Origin of the sequence: Nonomuraea sp. NPDC052634 (genome assembly GCF_040678535.1) — a bacterium.
Classification (GTDB): Bacteria; Actinomycetota; Actinomycetes; order Streptosporangiales; family Streptosporangiaceae; genus Nonomuraea; species Nonomuraea fastidiosa.
Genome location: NZ_JBFATY010000003.1, coordinates 413,864 through 432,245, shown reverse-complemented (window position 1 = coordinate 432,245; position 18,382 = coordinate 413,864). Strand labels below are relative to the sequence as shown.

Here is an 18,382-nt window from a genome sequence, read left to right as displayed (position 1 = left end):
CGACATCCGAGGATCATCCGTGCTCTTCGACGACCAGCCCAGCCACGACGACACTTATGACGACTTCTACGCCGGGCTCCCCGTGTACTCCGTGCTGTCCGAGGAGAGCCTGGTGAAGTCGCCGCCCCCGGATCCGGGGGCGGTCGCCTGGAAGCTCCAGGCGAGCGAGTGGAGCGAAGAGGTCCCCGACGACATCATGGAGGTCCTCGGCTGGTTCTTCGACCACGCCGACACGGCGAAGGTCAAGGCGATCGTGATCGGCGAGTGGGAGGAGAACGCCGACCAGAGCTCCGAGCAGATCGTCAAGCTGCTCGCCGACAACGCGGGCCGGCTGCCCGAGCTGCGCTCGATCTTCCTCGGTGCGATCTCGCCCGAGCAGTCGGAGATCTCCTGGATCCAGCAGTCCGACGTCACGCCGCTGCTGACGGCCTTCCCCCGGCTGGAGCGGCTGGAGGTGCGCGGCGGGTCGGAGCTGCGCTTCCCCCCGGTGCGCCACGAGTCGCTGCGCGTGCTCAGGTTCGAGACCGGCGGCCTGCCCGCCACGGTCGTCCGCGGGGTCGGCGACTCCGACCTGCCCGCTCTGGAACACCTGGAGCTCTGGTTCGGCATCGACGATTACGGCGGCGACTCCACGGTCGACGACGTCGCCGGCATACTCTCCGGCGCGCGGCTGCCCGCGCTGCGCTACCTCGGCCTGCAGAACTGCCCGTACGCCGATGAGCTGGCCGGTGCGGTGGCGGCCGCCCCGGTCGTGGCCCGGCTGGAGACGCTGAGCCTGTCGATGGGCTCGCTCGGCGACGACGGCGCGGCGGCCCTGCTCAGCGGCCAGCCGCTCACCCACCTGCGCCGGCTCGACCTGCGCCACCACTACCTCGGCGAGGCCATGGCCGCCCGCGTGACGGCGGCGCTGCCGGGCGTCGAGGTCCTGCTCGGCGAGCCCGCCGACCCCGAGGACTACTGGCAGTACGTCGCGGTGAGCGAGTGAGGCCGGCATGACCCACGAGCCGGCCGTCACCGACCCGGGGGCCACCTTCCTCGCCGACCCCGACATCTACGGCGGCGAACACTTCGCCGGCCTGCCGGTCAAGCCGTTCGACGCGGCGCTCTGCGAGCCTCCCGAGCGGGTCGCCTGGGAGGTCACCGACTTCGACGACCTCCACGGGAGCGGGAGCGTCCTGCCCAACGGGCTCGACGAGCTGCTCGGCCACGTCGGGCCCGAGCGCGTGCGGGCCCTGGCGGTCTCCGGCTACAGCGTGGCCCAGGCGCCTGAGGGGCTGGCCCGCTACGCCGACCGGCTGCCCGCGCTGCGCGCGGTCTTCCTCGGGTTCATGCCCACCGAGATGTGGGAGCTGTCGTGGATCGGGCACGGCGACATCACGCCGGTCCTGGAGGCGTATCCGCTGCTGGAGCGGCTGGAGGTGCGCGGCTCGGAGGGGCTGGTGATGCAGCCCGTCGTCCACGACCATCTCAAGGTGCTGCGGTTCGAGACCGGCGGCCTGCCCGGCGTCGTGGTCAGGGCCGTGGGCGCGAGCTCGTTCCCCGCGCTTGAGCACCTGGAGCTGTGGCTCGGCACCGCGGCCTACCACGGCGACAACACCCTCGCCGACCTCGACGGGGTGCTGTCCGGCTCGCGCCTGCCCGCGCTCAAGCGGCTCGGCCTGCGCAACAGCGAATACCAGGACGACATCGCCGCCGCCATGGCCACCGCGCCCGTGGTGGCCGGGCTGGAGGAGCTCAGCCTCGGCCGGGGCACGCTCACCGACCGCGGCATGGAGGCGCTGCTCGCCGGGCAGCCGCTGACCCACCTGCGGGTGCTCGACCTGCACCATCACTTCCTCAGCGAGCCCATGGCCGAACGGGTGCGCAAGGCGCTGCCCGGCGTGACCGTCGAGCTGACCCGGGCGCCCGACCTGCCCGGCGACGGCACCCCCTACATCGCGGAGTGGGAGTGACGGTGCGCTTCGCCGTGGTCGGCACGCCGGGAGACCGGCGGGTCACGCTGTTCCGCGACGCCGTAGTGGCGCGCGGGCTCGCCGAGCCCTGCGTCGTGCCCTGGCACGACGTGCTCGCCGGGCGGGAGATCGGCGCGCCCGATGGCGCGCTGCTGCGCATCGACTCTCCCGGCGAGGACGCGCGGGCCGACGAGCTGCTGCGCGGCCCCGGTGACCCGGCGCGGGTCGGGGGCGGCGCGACCTGGCACAAGACGTTCAGCGCCGGGCTCGACCGGGTGGCGGCGATCCCGGGCGTGCGGCTGCTCGGCGACGTCGAAGAGATCAAGGTGATGTTCGACAAGCGGCGCTGCCACGCGGTGCTGGCGGCGGCCGGGGTGCCGGTGCCCGAGGCGTTCGAGACCCGCTCGTACGACGAGCTGCGCGCGGAGATGGCGCGGCGGGGCTGGGCCAGGGTGTTCGTCAAGCCCGCCCACGGCTCGTCGGCGTCCGGCGTGATCGCCTTCCAGACCCACGCGGGCCAGGTCCGCGCGGTCACCTCGGCCGTCTGGATCGGCGGCGTGCTGTGCAACTCGCTGCGGGTCAGGACCATCACCGAGGAGGCGGAGGTGCGCCGGCTGGTCGACGTGCTGGCTCCTGACGGGCTGCACGTCGAGCGGTGGTTTCCCAAGGCGATGACCGGCGGGCGGGCGTTCGACCTGCGGGTGGTGACGGTGGCGGGCACTCCCACCCACGCCGTCGTGCGGACCAGCCGCGTCCCCATGACCAACCTGCATCTCGGGGGCGCGCGCGGCGACCTCGACGTCGTACGCCGCCGGGCCGGGCTGTGGGAGCGGGTGCTGGAGGTGTGCACCGCGGTGGCCCGGTGCTTCCCTGGCAGCCTGACCACGGGCGTCGACGTGATGGTGGGGGCCGACTGGCGGTCGGTGGCGGTGGCGGAGGTCAACGCCTTCGGCGACCTCCTCCCGAGACTGGGGGACTTTTTAGGACATGGGCGTGACACCTATGCCGAACAGGTCGAGGCGGTGCTGAGTGGCCGGTTCTGACCTCGACACGAGCCTCGACATGAACACCATCGTGGGCACCCACGACCTGCTCATGATCACCCTTGACACCCTGCGCTACGACGTCGCCGCCGCGCAGGCCGAGGCCGGGCTGCTGCCCAATCTGCTGCCGCCCGGCGTGCGCTGGGAGCGCCGGCACAGCCCCGGCAGCTTCACCTACGCCGCCCACGCCGCCATGTTCGCCGGGTTCCTGCCCACCCCGGTCACTCCCGGGCCTCATCCCCGGCTGTTCGCGGCCACGTTCCCCGGCAGCGAGACGACCGCGCCCGGCACGTGGGTGTTCGACGCGCCCGACCTGCCCACCGGCTTGGCACGGGCCGGCTACCACACCGTCTGCATCGGCGGCGTGGGCTTCTTCAACAAGCTGACCCCGCTAGGGTCGGCGCTGCCCGGCCTGTTCCGCGAGAGCCACTGGGAGCCGGAGTTCGGCGTCACCAACCCCGCCTCGCTGGAGCGCCAGATCGACCGCGCCGCCGAGGTGCTCGACCGCGTGCCCGGCCTGGTCATGCTCTTCCTCAACGTCTCGGCGCTGCACCAGCCCAACCACTTCTACCTGCCGGGCGCCCGCGAGGACTCCATCGACAGCCACGCCGCCGCCCTGCGCTACGTCGACCGGCACATCGGCCGCCTCTATGACCTCATGCGCCGCCGTCGCCGTCCGTGCCTGGCCATCGTGTGCTCCGACCACGGCACCGCGTACGGCGAGGACGGCCACACCGGCCACCGGATCGGCCACGAGGTGGTCTGGACCGTCCCCTACACCCACTTCGTCCTGGAGAACCATGCGGCCGTATGAGGGCCCTTATCAGGGCTACGTCTACGCCTATCCCCACAAGACCGCCTACCGCCCTCTCGATCCGCGCCCGCACCTTGAGGAGGTCTGGGCCGGTGAGCGGCCTGGCGCCCTCTACGTGCACATCCCGTTCTGCGAGATGCGCTGCGGCTTCTGCAACCTGTTCACCCGCACCGGCGCCCCCGAGGAGCTGGTCACCGCCTACCTCGACGCGCTCGAACGCCAGGCCGGGCAGGTCCGCGACGCCCTGGAGGAGACGGCGTTCACCACGGCGGCCTTCGGCGGCGGCACCCCCACCTACCTCAGCGCCCGCGAGCTGACCCGCCTGTTCGACATCACCGAGCAGACGATGGGCGTCGATCTCACGCGCATCCCGCTGTCCGTCGAGACCTCGCCCGCCACCGCCACCCCCGACCGCCTGTCGGTGCTGACCGAACGCGGCGCCTCGCGCATCTCGATCGGCGTGCAGAGCTTCGTGCCGGAGGAGGCGCGCTCGGCCGTACGGCCGCAGAAACGCGCCGAGGTGGACGCCGCGCTCGACGCCATCAGGGCCTCCGGAGTGCCGGTGCTGAACATCGACCTCATCTACGGCATCGACGGGCAAACGCCGCGCTCGTGGCGCTATTCGCTCGACACGGCGCTCGGCTGGCGGCCCGAGGAGATCTACCTCTACCCGCTCTACGTCCGGCCGCTGACCGGGCTCGGCAAGCAGGGGCGGGCCTGGGACGACCAGCGGCTCGAGCTGTACCGGGCGGGCCGCGACCACCTGCTGGCCGCCGGATACGAGCAGGTCTCGATGCGTATGTTCCGCCTGCCCGGCATCGAGTCAGGCACCGGCTACTGCTGCCAGACCGACGGCATGGTCGGCCTCGGCTGCGGCGCCCGCTCGTACACCAGCGGCCTGCACTACTCCTTCGAGTACGCCGTCGAGGCCCGGCACGTCCGCGCGATCATCGACGACTACATCGCCAGGGACGACTTCGACGTCGCCAACGTCGGCTTCGTCCTCGACGACGACGAGCGCAAGCGGCGCCACCTCATCCAGTCGCTGCTGCGCGCCGAGGGCATGTCGCGTTCCCTGTACGCCTCCCGCTTCGGCACCGACGTGCTCGACGACTTCCCGCTCGACGCGTTCGCCCCTTACCTGACGATCACCGACGAGACCATCACGCTCACCCCAGAAGGGCTCGCCCGCTCCGACGCCATCGGACCCGCCCTGTTCTCGCCCCGCGTGCGGGCCCTCATGGAGTCCTACCGGCCATGCTGACCATCCTCTATCGCGGCCCGCTCGCGAGCTGCGACTACGACTGCGCCTACTGCCCGTTCGCCAAGCGCCGCGACACGCCCGAGCAGCTGCGCGCCGACCGGGCCGCGCTCGAACGCTTCACCGCCTGGGCCGCCGCGCAGGACGAGGAGCTGTCGATCCTGTTCACGCCGTGGGGCGAGGGGCTCGTCAGGTCGTGGTACCGGCGGGCCCTCGTCGAGCTGTCCTGGCTGCCTCATGTCGCCAAGGTGGCCATTCAGACGAATCTGAGCTGCCGTACCGAGTGGCTGGCCGAGGCGTCCGAGCGGGCCGCGCTGTGGGTGACGTACCACCCGACCCAGGTTCCCTATGAGCGGTTCCTGGCCAAGGTACGCTCCCTGCCGGTCCGCCACAGCGTGGGCATCGTCGGCGACCCGGCCCACCTGCCGCACGCCCGGCGGCTGCGCGCCGACCTGCCGCCCGAGACGTACCTGTGGGTCAACGCCGAGGAAGGCCGCCTCTACACCGACGACGAGGCCGCCGAGTGGACGGCCATCGACCCCCTCTTCCCCTACAGCCGCTTCCCGCACGCCAGCGCCGGCCTGCCCTGCCGCACCGGCGACACCGTGATCTCGGTTTACGGCGACGGGACCGTGCGCCGCTGCCACTTCATCCCGGAGGTCTTGGGGAACCTGTACGACGGCTCGTACCGCGCCGCCCTCCGCCCCCGCCCCTGCCCCGCCACCGCGTGCGACTGCCACATCGGCTACGTCCACCTTGAGTCTTTGGGCCTGTACGACGTCTTCGCCGGCGGCATCTTGGAACGCATCCCCCACGCCTGGGGCACACCACCGGCCGCACGGAGTCACCCCACCGCCACCCCTGCACCGCAACACCCCTGCTCCAGCAGCGGTGAACCTGCCCCAGGACCCCTCCGCTGACCGCGAACCGCCCCTCGCCCGCGACTCGGGCATGGACGCTCGCCGCCGGCGACGTCCCGCTCAACGATCCGGCCCCACACCCCGCCTCCCCAAGACCCGGACGCCCGCCAGGCCAGGACTCCCGTCCGGCAGACGCTCATCACCACGCGCGCCAAGGCACTCGTAGCGGTTCCAGCACCCCGTTCCCGATGTGCACCCGCACCCCAGGACCTGAGCCCGTGGCCGGCGCAGGCAAAGCCACCACGCGCAGCACCTCCACAGGCACGACCGATGGAGGCAAGGCCGGCTCGGGCGGGCCACCACATGCGGGCCCGGGGCGGGCAGGACCGCCACATGCGAACCCGGGGCAGGTAGGACCGCCACGCGCTGCGCATCTGCGAGTGATCCGTCGCGGGCTGGACCCGCACGGACGGACCCACGCGCGGACCAGCACGAGCAGGACTGCCACCACCGGGACCAGCGCGGCCGGACCGAAGCAGCGGCGTGGGCCGAGAGGAGGCAGCGCGAGCCGGGCCTGGCCAGGACAGCGCAAGCCCGGCCGGGGCGGCGGAGGGCGAACCGAGACAGCGGCGTCAGCCTGGCCGGGCCGGCGGCGTGGGCCGGGCCAGGGCCGCGTAGCAGGGACGGCGTGTGGGCCGGTCTCGCGGCAGCCGCGGCAACGGCTCAGGTTTCGCGTTGGGGGTCGTACTCGTTTTCGGCCAGGCCGAAGGTCCAGGCCACGCCCTGCTTGGCACGCTGAATCCACGGGGGCACGCGCAGGAAGTAGGTGCGGCGGGTGCCGTCGGGCTCGGGCGTGGAGTTGACCACCTCCACCATGGTCAGCGGCTCGTCGCCCGGCAGATCGACTCGCCACAGCGTGCCGGTCTCGTCGGAGTGGATCCGCTTGGCGTCGGACTCGGCGAGATAGCGCTCGAAGCCGAAGTGTTCCAGCATGACGCGGCGCAGCTCGGCGTTGCGCTCGGCGCGGATGCGCTCGACCGTGAGATCGCTCATCACGGCGCCGAAGCCGGCCGGTACGGGCATGCCGTGCCAGGCGTGCAGGGCGAACCCGTCGGCGTAGGCCATGGCGGGCCCGTCGGCGCGGTGCAGCCGGCCGAGGTCGTCGAGGTGCAGCTCAACGGGACGCTCGGTGACGATGGCCACCCGCTCGTACGGCCACCACCACCCCGCCTGCTCGGCCACCCGCATGAGCCCGTCAAGATCCGGGATGTCGTCAAGGCCCGCAGGACCGCCACGCTCGTCGAGCCCGTCAGAGCCATCCCGGCCCTCTCCGGCGCCCGGCCCCGGCTCGCTAGGTCCGCCACGCTCATCCCGGCCACCGAGCCTGCTGAGCCCGTCGCGGCCAGCGAGCCCCTCACCACCATCCCGGCTGTCGCGGGCGCCCGGCCCGCCGAACCCGTCACCCTCACTCGGATCGCCGGGACGAGCGAGCCCGGCGAGGCCGGCGAGGCCGTCGCGGCTCCCCTTACCGGCGCTTCCGTCAGGTGCGGCGAGGCCGTAACGAATGGCGTCGAGGGCGTCGAAGGTGAACAGCCACGGGGCGTCGTGCTGGCCGAGTACGGCGTCGAGGGTGGCCTCGCGGAGCACCGCGCCGACGTCGCGGCCGCCCCTGGACCGGTCGCTCGGCGTCTCCTGCGGGGCGCCCCGCTCCCCCACCGAGCCGGACGGGTCGTCACCCAGCCGGCCGATCGCTCGCCGGAGGTCGCTGATCAGGCGTTCGACCTGCGGCCAGAGCCTGCCGCCCGTCTCGGCCCAGTGCTCGGCCCAGCCGACGGGCCCGAGCTCGGCGTACGCCGCCGCCCTGGCGCGCTCCCACGGCTTGGTGCGAAGGTCATCGCGCACCGAACGCCCGGGACCGGCGTCCCCGAGCAGGCCGGGCAGCTCCGGCGCCGGAAAGGCCCCCGCAGGACTTTCCGGCGCGAGCCCCGCCTCGGCCAGTGCCGCGCGCGCCTGCTCGTCACCCGTCAGCCAGGCCGCCACAACCGCTCCCGCCGCCGGAGACGGCAACATCAGGACCAGCTCGGGCTCGGGCAGGCCCGCCTCCTTGTACGCCTGGCGCACCGCCGCCTCGGCCCCCTCGCCGGGCCCGGTGGCCAGCGCGACCTGCTCCCATGTCGGCGTGGCCATCAGTCGGCCACCACCTGGTAGGAGCCCGGCACGTATTCGCGCTGCCTGACGACGCGGTACCAGCCCTTGGGCAGCACGATCGCCGCGTGCTCCTCGTGGACGAGCCGCCCGCCCTCCGGCAGGTGGAGGAAACCCTGAGACAGCGTGCCGGGCCCTGCGATGGCGTGCGCGTGTCCGGTGGCCTCGCCGTACGCCAGCACCATCCGCCCGCGCGCGTCACGCGGCTCGGGACGCAACGTGGTGGGCGCGGACTCCTCGGGAACGGGCACGAGCAGAATGTCGCCCTGTCGGTACATCGACCAACCTCCATCGATCGGGGGATGATCGAAAGCTAGCGACCGCCACCGACAAATCCGGGGCCCGAAAGCTCGGGTTCGGGCAAGGGCATCGGACCAGGGCTTGCGCGAGGGCTCAGGACGGCGGAAGGATCGGTGGCCGGGGGTAGCGCACGACGCAGGGGCAGCGCTCAGCGTGGAACCCACGGCGTGGGGCGGGGCAACCCCTCCTGCCAACGCGCGGCGCAGGAGCAGCGCACGGCGCGGGAACAGCGCAGGCCGCAGCGGCGGCTCGCAGCCTCCGGGAGCCGATACACGCCGCAACCCCGGCCGACGGCCTCCGAGAACCAGTGCACCCCGTTGAGAGGTCAGCGCATCACGTACGGGCTCGTGCTCGACTCCCCCGCCTCGTTCGTGGCGGTGATCGGGACCCAAGGGGACGTGGGGACGAACGGCGCCCAGGCGGACTCCAGGCGGGAAGTGCGGCCGTACCACTCCTGCTTCACCCGCGTCCCACCGAAATCCAGAGTGCCGCCGCGCAGGTTGTAGCCCTCGACCTGTACGCCGGCCCGCCCGTTCAGCTCCTTCCTGTACGCCGCCACGATGATCGGCTGCCGCCACCCTGCCGCGATGTCGTCGGCCAGGGAGGGCGTGTCATGGCGAGCTTGGCAGGTGAAGAACGGGTCCCAACCGTACGAAATGATCTTCGAAGGATGCGGGCCCGCCGCCATGATCTGCTGGTCGAGCCGGGCCTTGGTGGTGCGCCCGCGCAGCGGCAGCGGGTCCACCCGGCCGCACTCCCCCGGGACGGGCGTGGGTTCGAAGCCTTCGATGTTCACCCACAGCTCGACCCCGTCGGGCACCCGCCGGGCGGCGGCCTCGACGTAGTCGGCGGTGGACCCGTAGTACGCCTCCGAGTTGGTCACCGCGCCGACGACCGGCTCGAGCCGGGCGGCAACGGCGGCGCCGGCCTCGTGCGGGCCGTGGACGGGCACCTTGCCGGTGCCGCGCCCGTCCTGGACGGCGATGGCCATGGGCAGCCCGGCCCGGGTGCCCGCGATGTCCGCGATGCCCGCAGGCACCTGCGACGGCGGGAACCCGCGCCCCCGTCGCGCGTCGATGTACGGGCTGACGACGATCTTCTTGCCCGGCAGGGCGTCGGCGACCACGGCGTGCTGGGCGGCGTACAGGGAGATGATCGGATCGCGCGCGGACCGGGCCCGCGCGGCCAGCTCGAACGACTGGTACACCCCACCGAACGCCGCCAGCGAGCCGAACCGCGCCCGGTAGTCGGCGAGCACCCGCGCGGTGAAGGCGTTGAGCGCGGCGGTGTGGGCGAGGTCGGGCTCCCACGGCTTGCCGGGGCGCTGGGGCGCGGCGGGCAGTCCGGGGAAGACGGTCATCCCGTACGCGGTCGTCTCCCGGATCAGATGACCGATCCCGTCACCGTCAGTCGAGACCAGCACCAGGTCGTGCTCGCGGGCGGCACACGACTCGGCCAGCGACAGGCGGTAGAAGACGCGCCCCTCGACCTCGACGCGCCGGTCGATCCCGGGGCAGCGCAGCATGCCGTCGCCGAACTCCTCGCTGGTGACGTACGTGTAGACGCGCCGCACCCGCGCGCCGGGCGGCTCGGCGCACGGCCGCCCGTCCACCTGGCAGGCGGCGAAGTCGGGGCCGGGACGGCCGGCCGCGAACCGGGGCCCGAACGTGATCAGGGTGTCGCCGCCGATGGAGTGGACGGCCTCGACCATGCGGCGGGTGACGCACGGGTCGGCGCGCGGGATCACCCAGTAGCCGGTCACCGCGTAGGGGGCGGGGACCCGCAGGTCGCGCGGCGGGCATCCGTCGTCCGTCGCCGGTGATTCGGTCTCGGGCACCACCAGGCTCGCCACGAAGGCGGCCGCCACCACCAGCCACAGGATCCGGTGCACCCACACCCCCTCACGCCCACTCCAGACTACGCAGCGGCCCCCGGATGCGGGCAGTCCCGGGCGATCATCGACAATGGCGGGCAGGGGGTGAGAACATCGTGCGCATCGATCTCACAGGCAAGACCGCCCTCGTGACCGGCTCGACCCAGGGCATCGGCGCCGCCATCGCCACCGGGCTCGCGCGGGCCGGGGCCCGGGTGGGGATCAACGGCCGCAGCGAGGGCTCGGTCACGGCGGCCATCGAACGCATCAACGGGGGACAGCAGTACGACCTGGTCGCCGCGCCCGGCGACGTCGCCACGGAGGAGGGCAGCGAGCAGGTCGTACGGACACTGCCGGACGTCGACATCCTCATCAACAACCTCGGCATCTTCGGCGCCAAGCCGCCGCTGGAGATCGACGACGCCGAGTGGCGGCGGTACTTCGAGGTCAACGTGCTGGCCGCGGTCCGGCTCACCCGGGCCTATCTGCCCGCGATGAAGGAGCGGGGCTGGGGCCGCATCCAGTACATCGCCAGCGACTCCGCCATCGTCATCCCGGCCGAGATGATCCATTACGGCATGTCGAAGACGGCGCTGCTGGCCGTCTCCCGCGGCTTCGCCAAGGAGGCGGCGGGCAGCGGCGTCACGGTCAACTCGGTCATCGCGGGCCCGACGCACACCGGCGGTGTGGCGGACTTCGTCTACCAGCTCGTGGACCGCGACCTGCCGTGGGAGGAGGCGCAGCGCGAGTTCATGCGGCTGCACCGGCCGCAGTCGCTGCTGCAGCGCCTGATCGAGCCTGAGGAGATCGCGAACCTGGTGGTCTATCTCAGTTCGCCGCTCGCCTCGGCCACGACGGGCGCGGCGGTGCGGGTGGACGGCGGCTACGTGGACTCGATCCTCCCGTAAGAGACTCCGCCCGCCCGTAAGCGGCTGCGTCCCCGTGACGGGCTCGGGTCAGTACGACTGGAGCTCGATGAGGGTGCCCTCCGGGTCGCGCAGGTGCGCGGTGCGCAGCGTGGGCCCCCACGCGGGACGGTCCTGGGGCGGGGCGGCCATGGTGGCGCCGTGCCGTTCCAGGATCGCGGCCGCCTTCTCCACGTCGTCCACCTTCATGACCAGCATCGCCCGGTCCGCGCCGCCCTCCTGGGACGGCGACGCCGGAGGGATGCCGAGCTGGGCGTGGTCGAACAGGACCAGGCCGGCCTCTCCGGCGATGTCCCAGTTGGCGTAGCCGGGCAGCACCTTGACCGGCTCGACGCCGAGCAGGTCGCGCAGCACGCCCTGGTAGAAGGCGAGGCTCTTCGGGAAGTCGCGCACGAGGAGCCGGGGGTAGAGAGCGTCCATGGAAAGCCTCCAAGCCAAATAGTTGGTGATAACCAATTATTGGTAAGCACCATACACTTGGTCGTATGGATCTTCCGCCCACCCTCCTCGCGTTCCCGACCTTCGTGCTGCACAAGGTCGGCACGGGCAGCCGGCGGGCGCTGGCCGGGCGGCTGTCGGAGGAGGTGGGGCTGAGCCTGTGGGAGTTCGCGGTGCTGGCGGCGCTGGCCGATTTCGGTGCTGCGGCGCAGCGCGAGGTCGGCGATCGGCTGGGGCTCGACCCGAGCGACATGGTGCGGCTGATGGACGGGCTGATCGCGGCAGGGCTTGCGGTACGTGACCGCGACCCCGCCGATCGGCGCCGCTACCGCATCTCGCTCACCCCCGACGGGCAGGAGGCGCTGACCCGGGCCCGAGCGCTGGTGGCGGAGGTGGAACGCGAGACCCTGGCTCCGCTCACGGCCGAGGAGCGGGAGCTCCTGCACGAGCTGGTCACCAAGGTCTTCACCCGCTGACGCGGAGTGCACGCCCGGCGCGCCGAAGCGCCGCACGGGCTGAAACGGCGGACGGCCAAGGCGTCATGGGGCCCGAACACGACGGGCGGCCGCAGGTCCACCGAGTCAGCGTCGGTCCAGGCCGCTGAGCTGCCAGGCCAGGCGGCGGCGGACGGCGGGGACGCGGCCGGCGAGCGCGAGCACCGCGTTGCGCAGCGGGCGGGCCGCCGCGCGGGCCGTGGCCAGCGCGGTGAGCCGGGACGCGAGCCGCACGACCTTCTCGGCGACCGGCCGCCGACCGGCGGCGTACGCGTCGAGCAGCGCGTCGGGGCCGCCCTTGAGCACGTCGGAGAGCGTCTCGCCCAGGCGGACGGCGTCCTCGATGCCCAGGTTCATGCCCTGGCCTCCGGCGGGCGAGTGCACGTGGGCGGCGTCACCGGCGAGCAGCACCCGGCCGTGCCTGTAGCTGTCGGCGATGCGGTGGTGCACGCGGAAGCGCGAGCCCCAGATCACCTCTTCGACCACGGCGGGCTCGGCCTCGGGCCCGCGCGTGTCGAGCAGCCGCTGCACGAACGCGACGTCCGGCTCGCGCGGCGCCTCGTCCACGGTGGCGACGATCCGGTACATGCCGTCGGGCAGCGGCGCGACGACCACCAGGCCGTCGGGCGAGAAGTAGAGGATGACCTCGCCCTTCGGCACTCCGCCGTGCAGCCGCACGTCGGCGAGGACGAACGACTCCTCGTACGTGCCGCCGGTGAAGCCGATCCCGGCCTGCTCGCGGACGAGGCTGTGCATCCCGTCGGCGCCCACCAGGTAGGCGGCGCGCAGCACGGTCCCGTCGTCGAGGGTGGCGGTGACGCCGGTGGCGTCCTGGGCGACGGCGGTGACGCGGGCCGGCCGCAGCACCCGGCCGCCCAGCTCCTCCAGCCGGGCCAGCAGGTAAGCCTCGGTGTCGGCCTGGGAGATCATCAGCGTGTACGGGTACCGCGTGGGCAGCCCGTCGAAGGGCACCGGCACCAGCACCCTGTCGCGGTCGCGGATGGTGAAGCGCGGCGTGTGCACCCCGCGGGCGACCAGGTCGCCGGTGGCCCCGTACGGCTCGAGCAGTTCCAGGGTGCGCGAGTGCACGACGGCGGCGCGCGAGGTGTTCGCGCCTTCGGCCTGGCCGTCCACGATGACGACGCGGTGACCGCGCCGGGTCAGGACCAGGGCGGTGGTCAGCCCGACGGGGCCGGCTCCGACGACGATGACGTCCGTGGCGTTCATGTGTCCTCCTCAACTGTTGGCCAACATCCGTTGACCAACACACGTTGACATTATGCCCGGCACCCCATGGACGTCAACACATGTTGGCCTACAGTTGTTGGCATGACGAGAAGATCCGGAGCCGCGACCAAGGCGGGCATCCTGGAGGCCGCGCTGGCCCGCTTCGCAGAAGACGGCTACGAACGGGCCACGATCAGGGCCGTCGCGGCCGACGCCGGCATCGACCCGGCCATGGTCATGCGCTACTTCGGCAGCAAGGAACGGCTGTTCGCGGCCGCCTGCGAGGTGGACCTCGGCCTGCCCGACCTGCGCGGCGCGCCGCGCGATGAGGTCGCGGCCGCGCTCGTGCGCCACTTCCTGTCGCACTGGGAGCCGGGCGAGAGCCTGCCGGTCCTGCTGCGTGCGGGAGTGACGAACGCCCAGGCGGAGGAGCGGCTGCGCGAGGTCTTCGCCGCCCAGGTCATGCCGGCGGTGGCGGCGCTGACCCCTGATCCCCGGCGGGTGGGGCTGATCTCGGCCCAGCTCCTCGGCATGGCCCTATGCCGATACATCCTGAAATTTCCCCCGTTGACCACGATGACCAGGGAGGAAATCGTCGCCGCGATAGCCCCCGCCGTTCACCGCTTCTTCGACCTTGACAATGAAGAGAAAACCTGAGTAACACCCGCAACAAATGCCACTACAGCGACCTTTGCAGGCCGAACCAGATCATGTATGAAGGGAGGGAAGCAGAGAGGACCGGGCACCGTGACGGTGATTCTCGACGGCGTCTCCGTGCGGTCGCGCGGGGAGATCCGGCTCGACGACGTCAATCTCGAATTATCCCCTGGAATGACGACCCTGATCGGCCCGATGACGGCGGGGAAAACGACGTTGATGCGGGTCGCCGCCGGATTGCAGACCCCCGATTCAGGCCGTGTGCTGGTGAACGGACAAGACGTCACTGGAATGTCGGTGCGAAAACGTTCGGTCGCCTTCGTCTATCAGCAATTCATCAATTATCCGTCGCTGACCGTCTACGAGAACATCGCATCCCCGCTCCGTCTCGACCCCCGTTTCCGCCGCGACGGCGTGGACCGCCGCGTACGCGAGGTGGCCGAGCTCATGGGCATCGCCGGCCTGCTCGGCCGCCGCCCCGCCGAGCTGTCGGGCGGCCAGCAGCAGCGCACCGCCATCGCCCGCGCGCTGGCCAGGCCCGTCGATCTGCTGCTGCTCGACGAGCCGCTCGCCAACCTCGACTTCAAGCTGCGCGAGCAATTACGAGCCGACCTGAAGAGCATGTTCGCCGGCTCACCCGGCGTCGTGCTCTACGCCACCTCCGACCCGGCCGAGGCGCTGATGTTCGCCGCGCCGACCGTTGTGCTCGGCGAGGGCCGGGTGCGGCACGTCGGCGACGTCGCCGGCATGTACGCCCGCCCGCCCACGCTGGCCGTGGCGACCACGCTCAGCGACCCGCCGCTCAACCTGCTGCCCGGCCTCGTCAGGGAGGGCAGGATCGAGGTGCTCGGCAGGTCGATCCCCGCGCCGGGAGCCCACGCCACAGCGCAGGAGGTCGTGCTCGGCGTACGCCCCCACCAGGTGACGATCGGCCACGGCCGTCCCGGCGCGCTCGAACTGCCCGCCGAGATCAGGCTCGCCGAGGTGACGGGCAGCGCGACGTTCCTGCACCTGCGCCTCCAGGACGGCCGTCACCTGGTCGCCCACCTGCCGGGCACCCGGCAGTACACGCCGGGCGAGCCCGCGCTCGCCTACGTCGATCCGGCCCACGTGCTCGTCTTCGACGCGGACGGCGGGCGGCTGCTCGGCACCGGGGCGGCGGAGGTGGGCCTGCATGGCTGACATCCGCCTTGAGGGCGTGGGCCACAGCTACGACGGCGGCAGGACGTGGGCGGTCAAGCCGATGACCTGGACGTGGCGCAGCTCGCGGGCGTACGCGCTGCTCGGCCCGAGCGGCTGCGGCAAGACGACGCTGCTGAACATCATCTCCGGCCTGATCACGCCCACCGTGGGCCGCGTCTACTTCGACGACCGAGACGTCACCGGCGTGCCCACGGCGGGCCGCGACATCGCGCAGGTCTTCCAGTTCCCCGTCCTGTACGAGGAGATGTCGGTCTACGACAACCTGGCCTTCCCGCTGCGCAACCGCAAGGTGCCGAAGCAGGAGGTGGACCGCAGGGTCCGGCAGGTCTCCCACCTGCTCGGTCTCGACCAGGTGCTCGGCCGCAGGTCGCGCCGGCTCGATCCGGGCCGCCAGCAGATCGTCAGCCTGGGCAGGGGCCTCGTACGCTCCCAGGTGGCCGCCGTCCTGCTGGACGAGCCGCTGACCGTGGTGGACCCGGCGCTGAAGTGGACGCTGCGCAGCAAGCTGAAGGAGATCCACCGCGACACCGGACACACGCTCATCTACGTCACCCACGACCAGACCGAGGCGCTGACGTTCGCCGATGAGGTCGTGGTGGTCAAGGACGGCGAGATCGTGCAGGCCGGCGAGCCCGCCGAGCTGTTCCTGTCGCCCGCGCACGAGTTCGTCGGCCACTTCATCGGCTCCCCCGGCATGAACGTGGTGCCCGGCGAGGTCGTCAGCGGCGTCGTCCGCGTCGGCGGCACCGACGTGGGCAGGGCGGGCGGCGGCCTGCCTCCCGGGCCGGTGCGGATCGGGGTGCGGCCGGAGTTCGTCGAGATCGCCAAGGCCGGCGGGTTCCGCGTCTTCCCCGGCCTGCCCGCCCGGGTGACCGGGGTGGACCGCATGGGCGCCTACGACCTGGTCCACACCGAGGCCGGCGGGCACAAGGTGATCGCCAAGACCGAGGCCGGCGCGCCCTACCGGCCGGGCGACGGCGCGTACCTGCACTTCCCGGCCGAGCGCACGTTCCTGTTCAGGGACGAGGTGCGTTGCGGCTCGCTCGCGCCCATGAACGGAAGGGGCCGCGCGTGATCGAGCAACCCGCGACTGACACCACGGACACCACGGACGCGACGGACGCCACGGACGCCACGGACGCAGCCGACGAGCCCCGCGTCACCCCCAAGCGCCGCGACAACCGGGCCTGGTGGCTGGTGCTGCCGGTGGTGGTGTCGGTGGCGTTCACGGCGGTGATCCCGCTGATGACCGTGGTCAACTACTCCGTCCAGGACGTCTTCGGCCCGCACGAGCGGGTGTTCGTCGGCCTGGAGTGGTTCCGGTCGATCTCGCGCGACCCGGAGGTGCGCGGGGCGCTGCTGCGCACGCTGCTGTTCTCCGCGCAGGTGCTGCTGCTGGAGATCCCGCTCGGCGTGGCGCTGGCCGTGGTGATGCCGCGCAGGGGCGTGTGGGTCTCGGTGGCGCTGGTGCTGGTCGCGCTGCCGCTGCTCATCCCCTGGAACGTGGTGGGCACGATCTGGCAGATCTTCGCCCGCGGCGACATCGGCCTGGGCGGCTGGGCGGTCAACAACGTGCTGGGCGCCGACTTCAACTACACGCTCGACGCCACCGACGCCTGGATCACGGTGCTGGTCATGGACGTGTGGCACTGGACGCCGCTGGTGGCGCTGCTCGCGTACGCGGGACTGCGCTCGATCCCCGAGCCGTACTTCCAGGCCGCGCAGATCGACGCCGCCTCGCCGTGGGCCACGTTCCGTCACGTGCAGCTCCCCCGCCTGCGCGGGGTGCTGACGATCGCGATCCTGCTCAGGTTCATGGACAGCTTCATGATCTACACCGAGCCGTTCGTGGTGACCGGCGGCGGCCCCGGCAACGCCACCTCGTTCCTCAGCATCCTGCTGTCGAAGATCGCGGTCGGCCAGTTCGACCTGGGGCCGGCGGGCGCGTTCTCGCTGCTCTATTTCCTCATCGTGCAGGTGTTCTGCTACGTCTTCTTCACCGTGCTCACCAGGTCGGGGAGGTGAGGGTGATGGCTCGCACCACCGGCCGGCGGCTCCCCTGGGCGCGCACGGTCTTCTGGCTGTACGTGGCCACGCTGATGCTGCCGCTGCTGTGGATGTTCGGCATGTCGATCAGGCCCAACGAGGACATCCTCGGCAGTTTCTCGCTCATTCCGCAGCGGGTGACGTTCGACAATTACGCGGCTTTCTTCAGCGACCCCGCGTGGTATTCGAGTTATCTCAATTCCATCATCTACACCTCGATGAACGCGGTGCTGTCGCTGGTGATCGCGCTGCCCGCGGCGTACGCTTTCTCGCGTTTCCGGTTCGCCGGCGACAGACATCTGTTCTTCTGGCTGCTGACCAATCGCATGGCGCCGCCGGCGGTGTTCCTGCTGCCGTTCTTCCAGATCTATCAGAGCGTCGGCCTGTTCGACACGCATCTCGGCGTGGCCATCGCGCACATGCTGTTCAACGTCCCGCTCGCGGTGTGGATCCTGGAGGGATTCATGTCCGCGATTCCGCGGGAAATCGACGAGACCGCGGCCGTGGACGGCTATTCGCTGCCGCGCTTCTTCATCAAGATCTTCCTGCCGATGATCCGGTCGGCCATCGGCGTCACGCTGTTCTTCTGCTTCATGTTCAGCTGGGTCGAGCTGCTGATCGCCAGGACGATCACCTCGGTCGACGCCAAGCCCATCGCGGCGACGATGACGCGCACGGTGAGCGCGGCCGGCGTGGACTGGGCACTGCTGGCGACGGCCGGCGTGCTCACCATCGTCCCCGGCGCGGTCGTCATCTGGTTCGTGCGCAACTACATCGCCAAGGGCTTCGCGCTGGGGAGGGTCTAGATGTTCGAGTGGATGGTCTGGACCGTCCCGACCGCCCTGGTCTTCGCCGGGCTCGCCCTGCTGCTGGTGATCATGGCGATCTGGGCGCGCATCTCCCCTCCCGTGGCACGGCGGGGCTTCCTGCGCATCGAGACCGATCGCGGTGACCGGCTCTACATCGGCCTGATCAGCGCCGCCGTCGTGCTGGCCGGCTGGATCGCGATCACCGACCTGTCCATGTGGCTCGCGCTCGGCTGCGCGCTGCTCGTGGCGGTCGTGATCGGCATATGGGGATGAC

19 protein-coding genes are annotated in these 18,382 nt (G+C 71.7%); 14 read left to right on the top strand and 5 right to left on the bottom strand.

Translation table 11 applies throughout. The features are described from left to right. Window positions 1–19: 19 nt before the first annotated feature. Genes AB0K67_RS17925 through AB0K67_RS17900 form a run of 6 tightly spaced genes read left to right on the top strand, consistent with a single transcriptional unit; the run spans window position 20 to window position 5,990 of the window. Window positions 20–985, top strand: coding sequence for an STM4015 family protein (locus AB0K67_RS17925; protein WP_364060676.1), 966 nt, complete (start codon window positions 20–22; stop codon window positions 983–985). A gap of 7 nt (window positions 986–992) precedes the next feature. Further along, complete coding sequence (locus AB0K67_RS17920; RefSeq protein WP_364060673.1) at window positions 993–1,952, top strand: STM4015 family protein; 960 nt, start codon at window positions 993–995, stop codon at window positions 1,950–1,952. Beyond that, window positions 1,949–2,995, top strand: a complete 1,047-nt coding sequence (locus AB0K67_RS17915; RefSeq protein WP_364060670.1) for an STM4014 family protein — start codon at window positions 1,949–1,951, stop codon at window positions 2,993–2,995. Before AB0K67_RS17920 ends, AB0K67_RS17915 begins: the two co-directional genes overlap by 4 nt. 19 nt (window positions 2,996–3,014) lie before the next feature. After that, window positions 3,015–3,809: an STM4013/SEN3800 family hydrolase gene (locus tag AB0K67_RS17910; RefSeq protein WP_364061373.1), complete on the top strand. Its 795-nt coding sequence runs from the start codon at window positions 3,015–3,017 to the stop codon at window positions 3,807–3,809. Next, the gene (locus tag AB0K67_RS17905) at window positions 3,796–5,073 is read left to right on the top strand and encodes an STM4012 family radical SAM protein (protein WP_364060667.1); all 1,278 of its coding nucleotides are present in this window, start codon (window positions 3,796–3,798) and stop codon (window positions 5,071–5,073) included. Before AB0K67_RS17910 ends, AB0K67_RS17905 begins: the two co-directional genes overlap by 14 nt. Continuing rightward, window positions 5,067–5,990, top strand: a complete 924-nt coding sequence (locus AB0K67_RS17900; protein WP_364060664.1) for an STM4011 family radical SAM protein — start codon at window positions 5,067–5,069, stop codon at window positions 5,988–5,990. Before AB0K67_RS17905 ends, AB0K67_RS17900 begins: the two co-directional genes overlap by 7 nt. A gap of 663 nt (window positions 5,991–6,653) precedes the next feature. Here AB0K67_RS17900 and AB0K67_RS17895 read toward each other — a convergent pair. From AB0K67_RS17895 to AB0K67_RS17885, 3 genes are all read right to left on the bottom strand, one after another. After that, window positions 6,654–8,117 carry a DUF6745 domain-containing protein gene (locus AB0K67_RS17895; protein WP_364060661.1) on the bottom strand — a complete coding sequence of 488 codons (1,464 nt, stop codon included), beginning with the start codon at window positions 8,115–8,117 and terminating at the stop codon, window positions 6,654–6,656. Beyond that, window positions 8,117–8,413, bottom strand: a complete 297-nt coding sequence (locus AB0K67_RS17890; protein WP_364060658.1) for a hypothetical protein — start codon at window positions 8,411–8,413, stop codon at window positions 8,117–8,119. The genes AB0K67_RS17895 and AB0K67_RS17890 overlap by 1 nt, the downstream gene beginning before the upstream one ends. Before the next feature lie 347 nt (window positions 8,414–8,760). Beyond that, entirely contained in the window at window positions 8,761–10,326 is a 1,566-nt protein-coding gene (locus tag AB0K67_RS17885; protein ID WP_364060655.1) for a DUF4434 domain-containing protein, read from the bottom strand. 98 nt (window positions 10,327–10,424) lie between these two features. Here AB0K67_RS17885 and AB0K67_RS17880 point away from each other — a divergent pair, with 98 nt between their 5' ends. Then, window positions 10,425–11,216 (top strand): SDR family oxidoreductase, encoded by a 792-nt coding sequence (locus AB0K67_RS17880; protein WP_364060652.1) that lies wholly within the window; start codon window positions 10,425–10,427, stop codon window positions 11,214–11,216. A 48-nt stretch (window positions 11,217–11,264) separates the two neighbouring features. Here the strand turns inward: AB0K67_RS17880 and AB0K67_RS17875 are convergent, their stop codons facing one another. Next, window positions 11,265–11,654 carry a VOC family protein gene (locus tag AB0K67_RS17875; protein WP_364060649.1) on the bottom strand — a complete coding sequence of 130 codons (390 nt, stop codon included), beginning with the start codon at window positions 11,652–11,654 and terminating at the stop codon, window positions 11,265–11,267. A 65-nt stretch (window positions 11,655–11,719) separates the two neighbouring features. Between AB0K67_RS17875 and AB0K67_RS17870 the strand changes: the two genes are divergently transcribed. Next, complete coding sequence (locus tag AB0K67_RS17870) at window positions 11,720–12,148, top strand: MarR family winged helix-turn-helix transcriptional regulator (RefSeq protein ID WP_364060646.1); 429 nt, start codon at window positions 11,720–11,722, stop codon at window positions 12,146–12,148. A gap of 105 nt (window positions 12,149–12,253) precedes the next feature. Here the strand turns inward: AB0K67_RS17870 and AB0K67_RS17865 are convergent, their stop codons facing one another. Then, window positions 12,254–13,393 carry an FAD-dependent oxidoreductase gene (locus AB0K67_RS17865; RefSeq protein ID WP_364060643.1) on the bottom strand — a complete coding sequence of 380 codons (1,140 nt, stop codon included), beginning with the start codon at window positions 13,391–13,393 and terminating at the stop codon, window positions 12,254–12,256. A gap of 102 nt (window positions 13,394–13,495) precedes the next feature. On the opposite strand from AB0K67_RS17865, the gene AB0K67_RS17860 reads away from it, so the two are divergent. From AB0K67_RS17860 to AB0K67_RS17835, 6 genes are all read left to right on the top strand, one after another. Further along, window positions 13,496–14,050, top strand: coding sequence for a TetR family transcriptional regulator (locus AB0K67_RS17860; protein WP_364060640.1), 555 nt, complete (start codon window positions 13,496–13,498; stop codon window positions 14,048–14,050). 90 nt (window positions 14,051–14,140) lie between these two features. Next, window positions 14,141–15,232 carry an ABC transporter ATP-binding protein gene (locus AB0K67_RS17855; RefSeq protein WP_364060637.1) on the top strand — a complete coding sequence of 364 codons (1,092 nt, stop codon included), beginning with the start codon at window positions 14,141–14,143 and terminating at the stop codon, window positions 15,230–15,232. Then, window positions 15,225–16,328 (top strand): ABC transporter ATP-binding protein, encoded by a 1,104-nt coding sequence (locus AB0K67_RS17850; RefSeq protein WP_364060634.1) that lies wholly within the window; start codon window positions 15,225–15,227, stop codon window positions 16,326–16,328. The genes AB0K67_RS17855 and AB0K67_RS17850 overlap by 8 nt, the downstream gene beginning before the upstream one ends. After that, entirely contained in the window at window positions 16,325–17,278 is a 954-nt protein-coding gene (locus AB0K67_RS17845; RefSeq protein WP_364060631.1) for a sugar ABC transporter permease, read from the top strand. The genes AB0K67_RS17850 and AB0K67_RS17845 overlap by 4 nt, the downstream gene beginning before the upstream one ends. A 5-nt stretch (window positions 17,279–17,283) precedes the next feature. Then, window positions 17,284–18,105: a carbohydrate ABC transporter permease gene (locus tag AB0K67_RS17840; RefSeq protein ID WP_364060628.1), complete on the top strand. Its 822-nt coding sequence runs from the start codon at window positions 17,284–17,286 to the stop codon at window positions 18,103–18,105. Further along, window positions 18,106–18,381 (top strand): DUF2160 family membrane protein, encoded by a 276-nt coding sequence (locus AB0K67_RS17835; RefSeq protein WP_364060625.1) that lies wholly within the window; start codon window positions 18,106–18,108, stop codon window positions 18,379–18,381. Window position 18,382 lies beyond the last annotated feature (1 nt).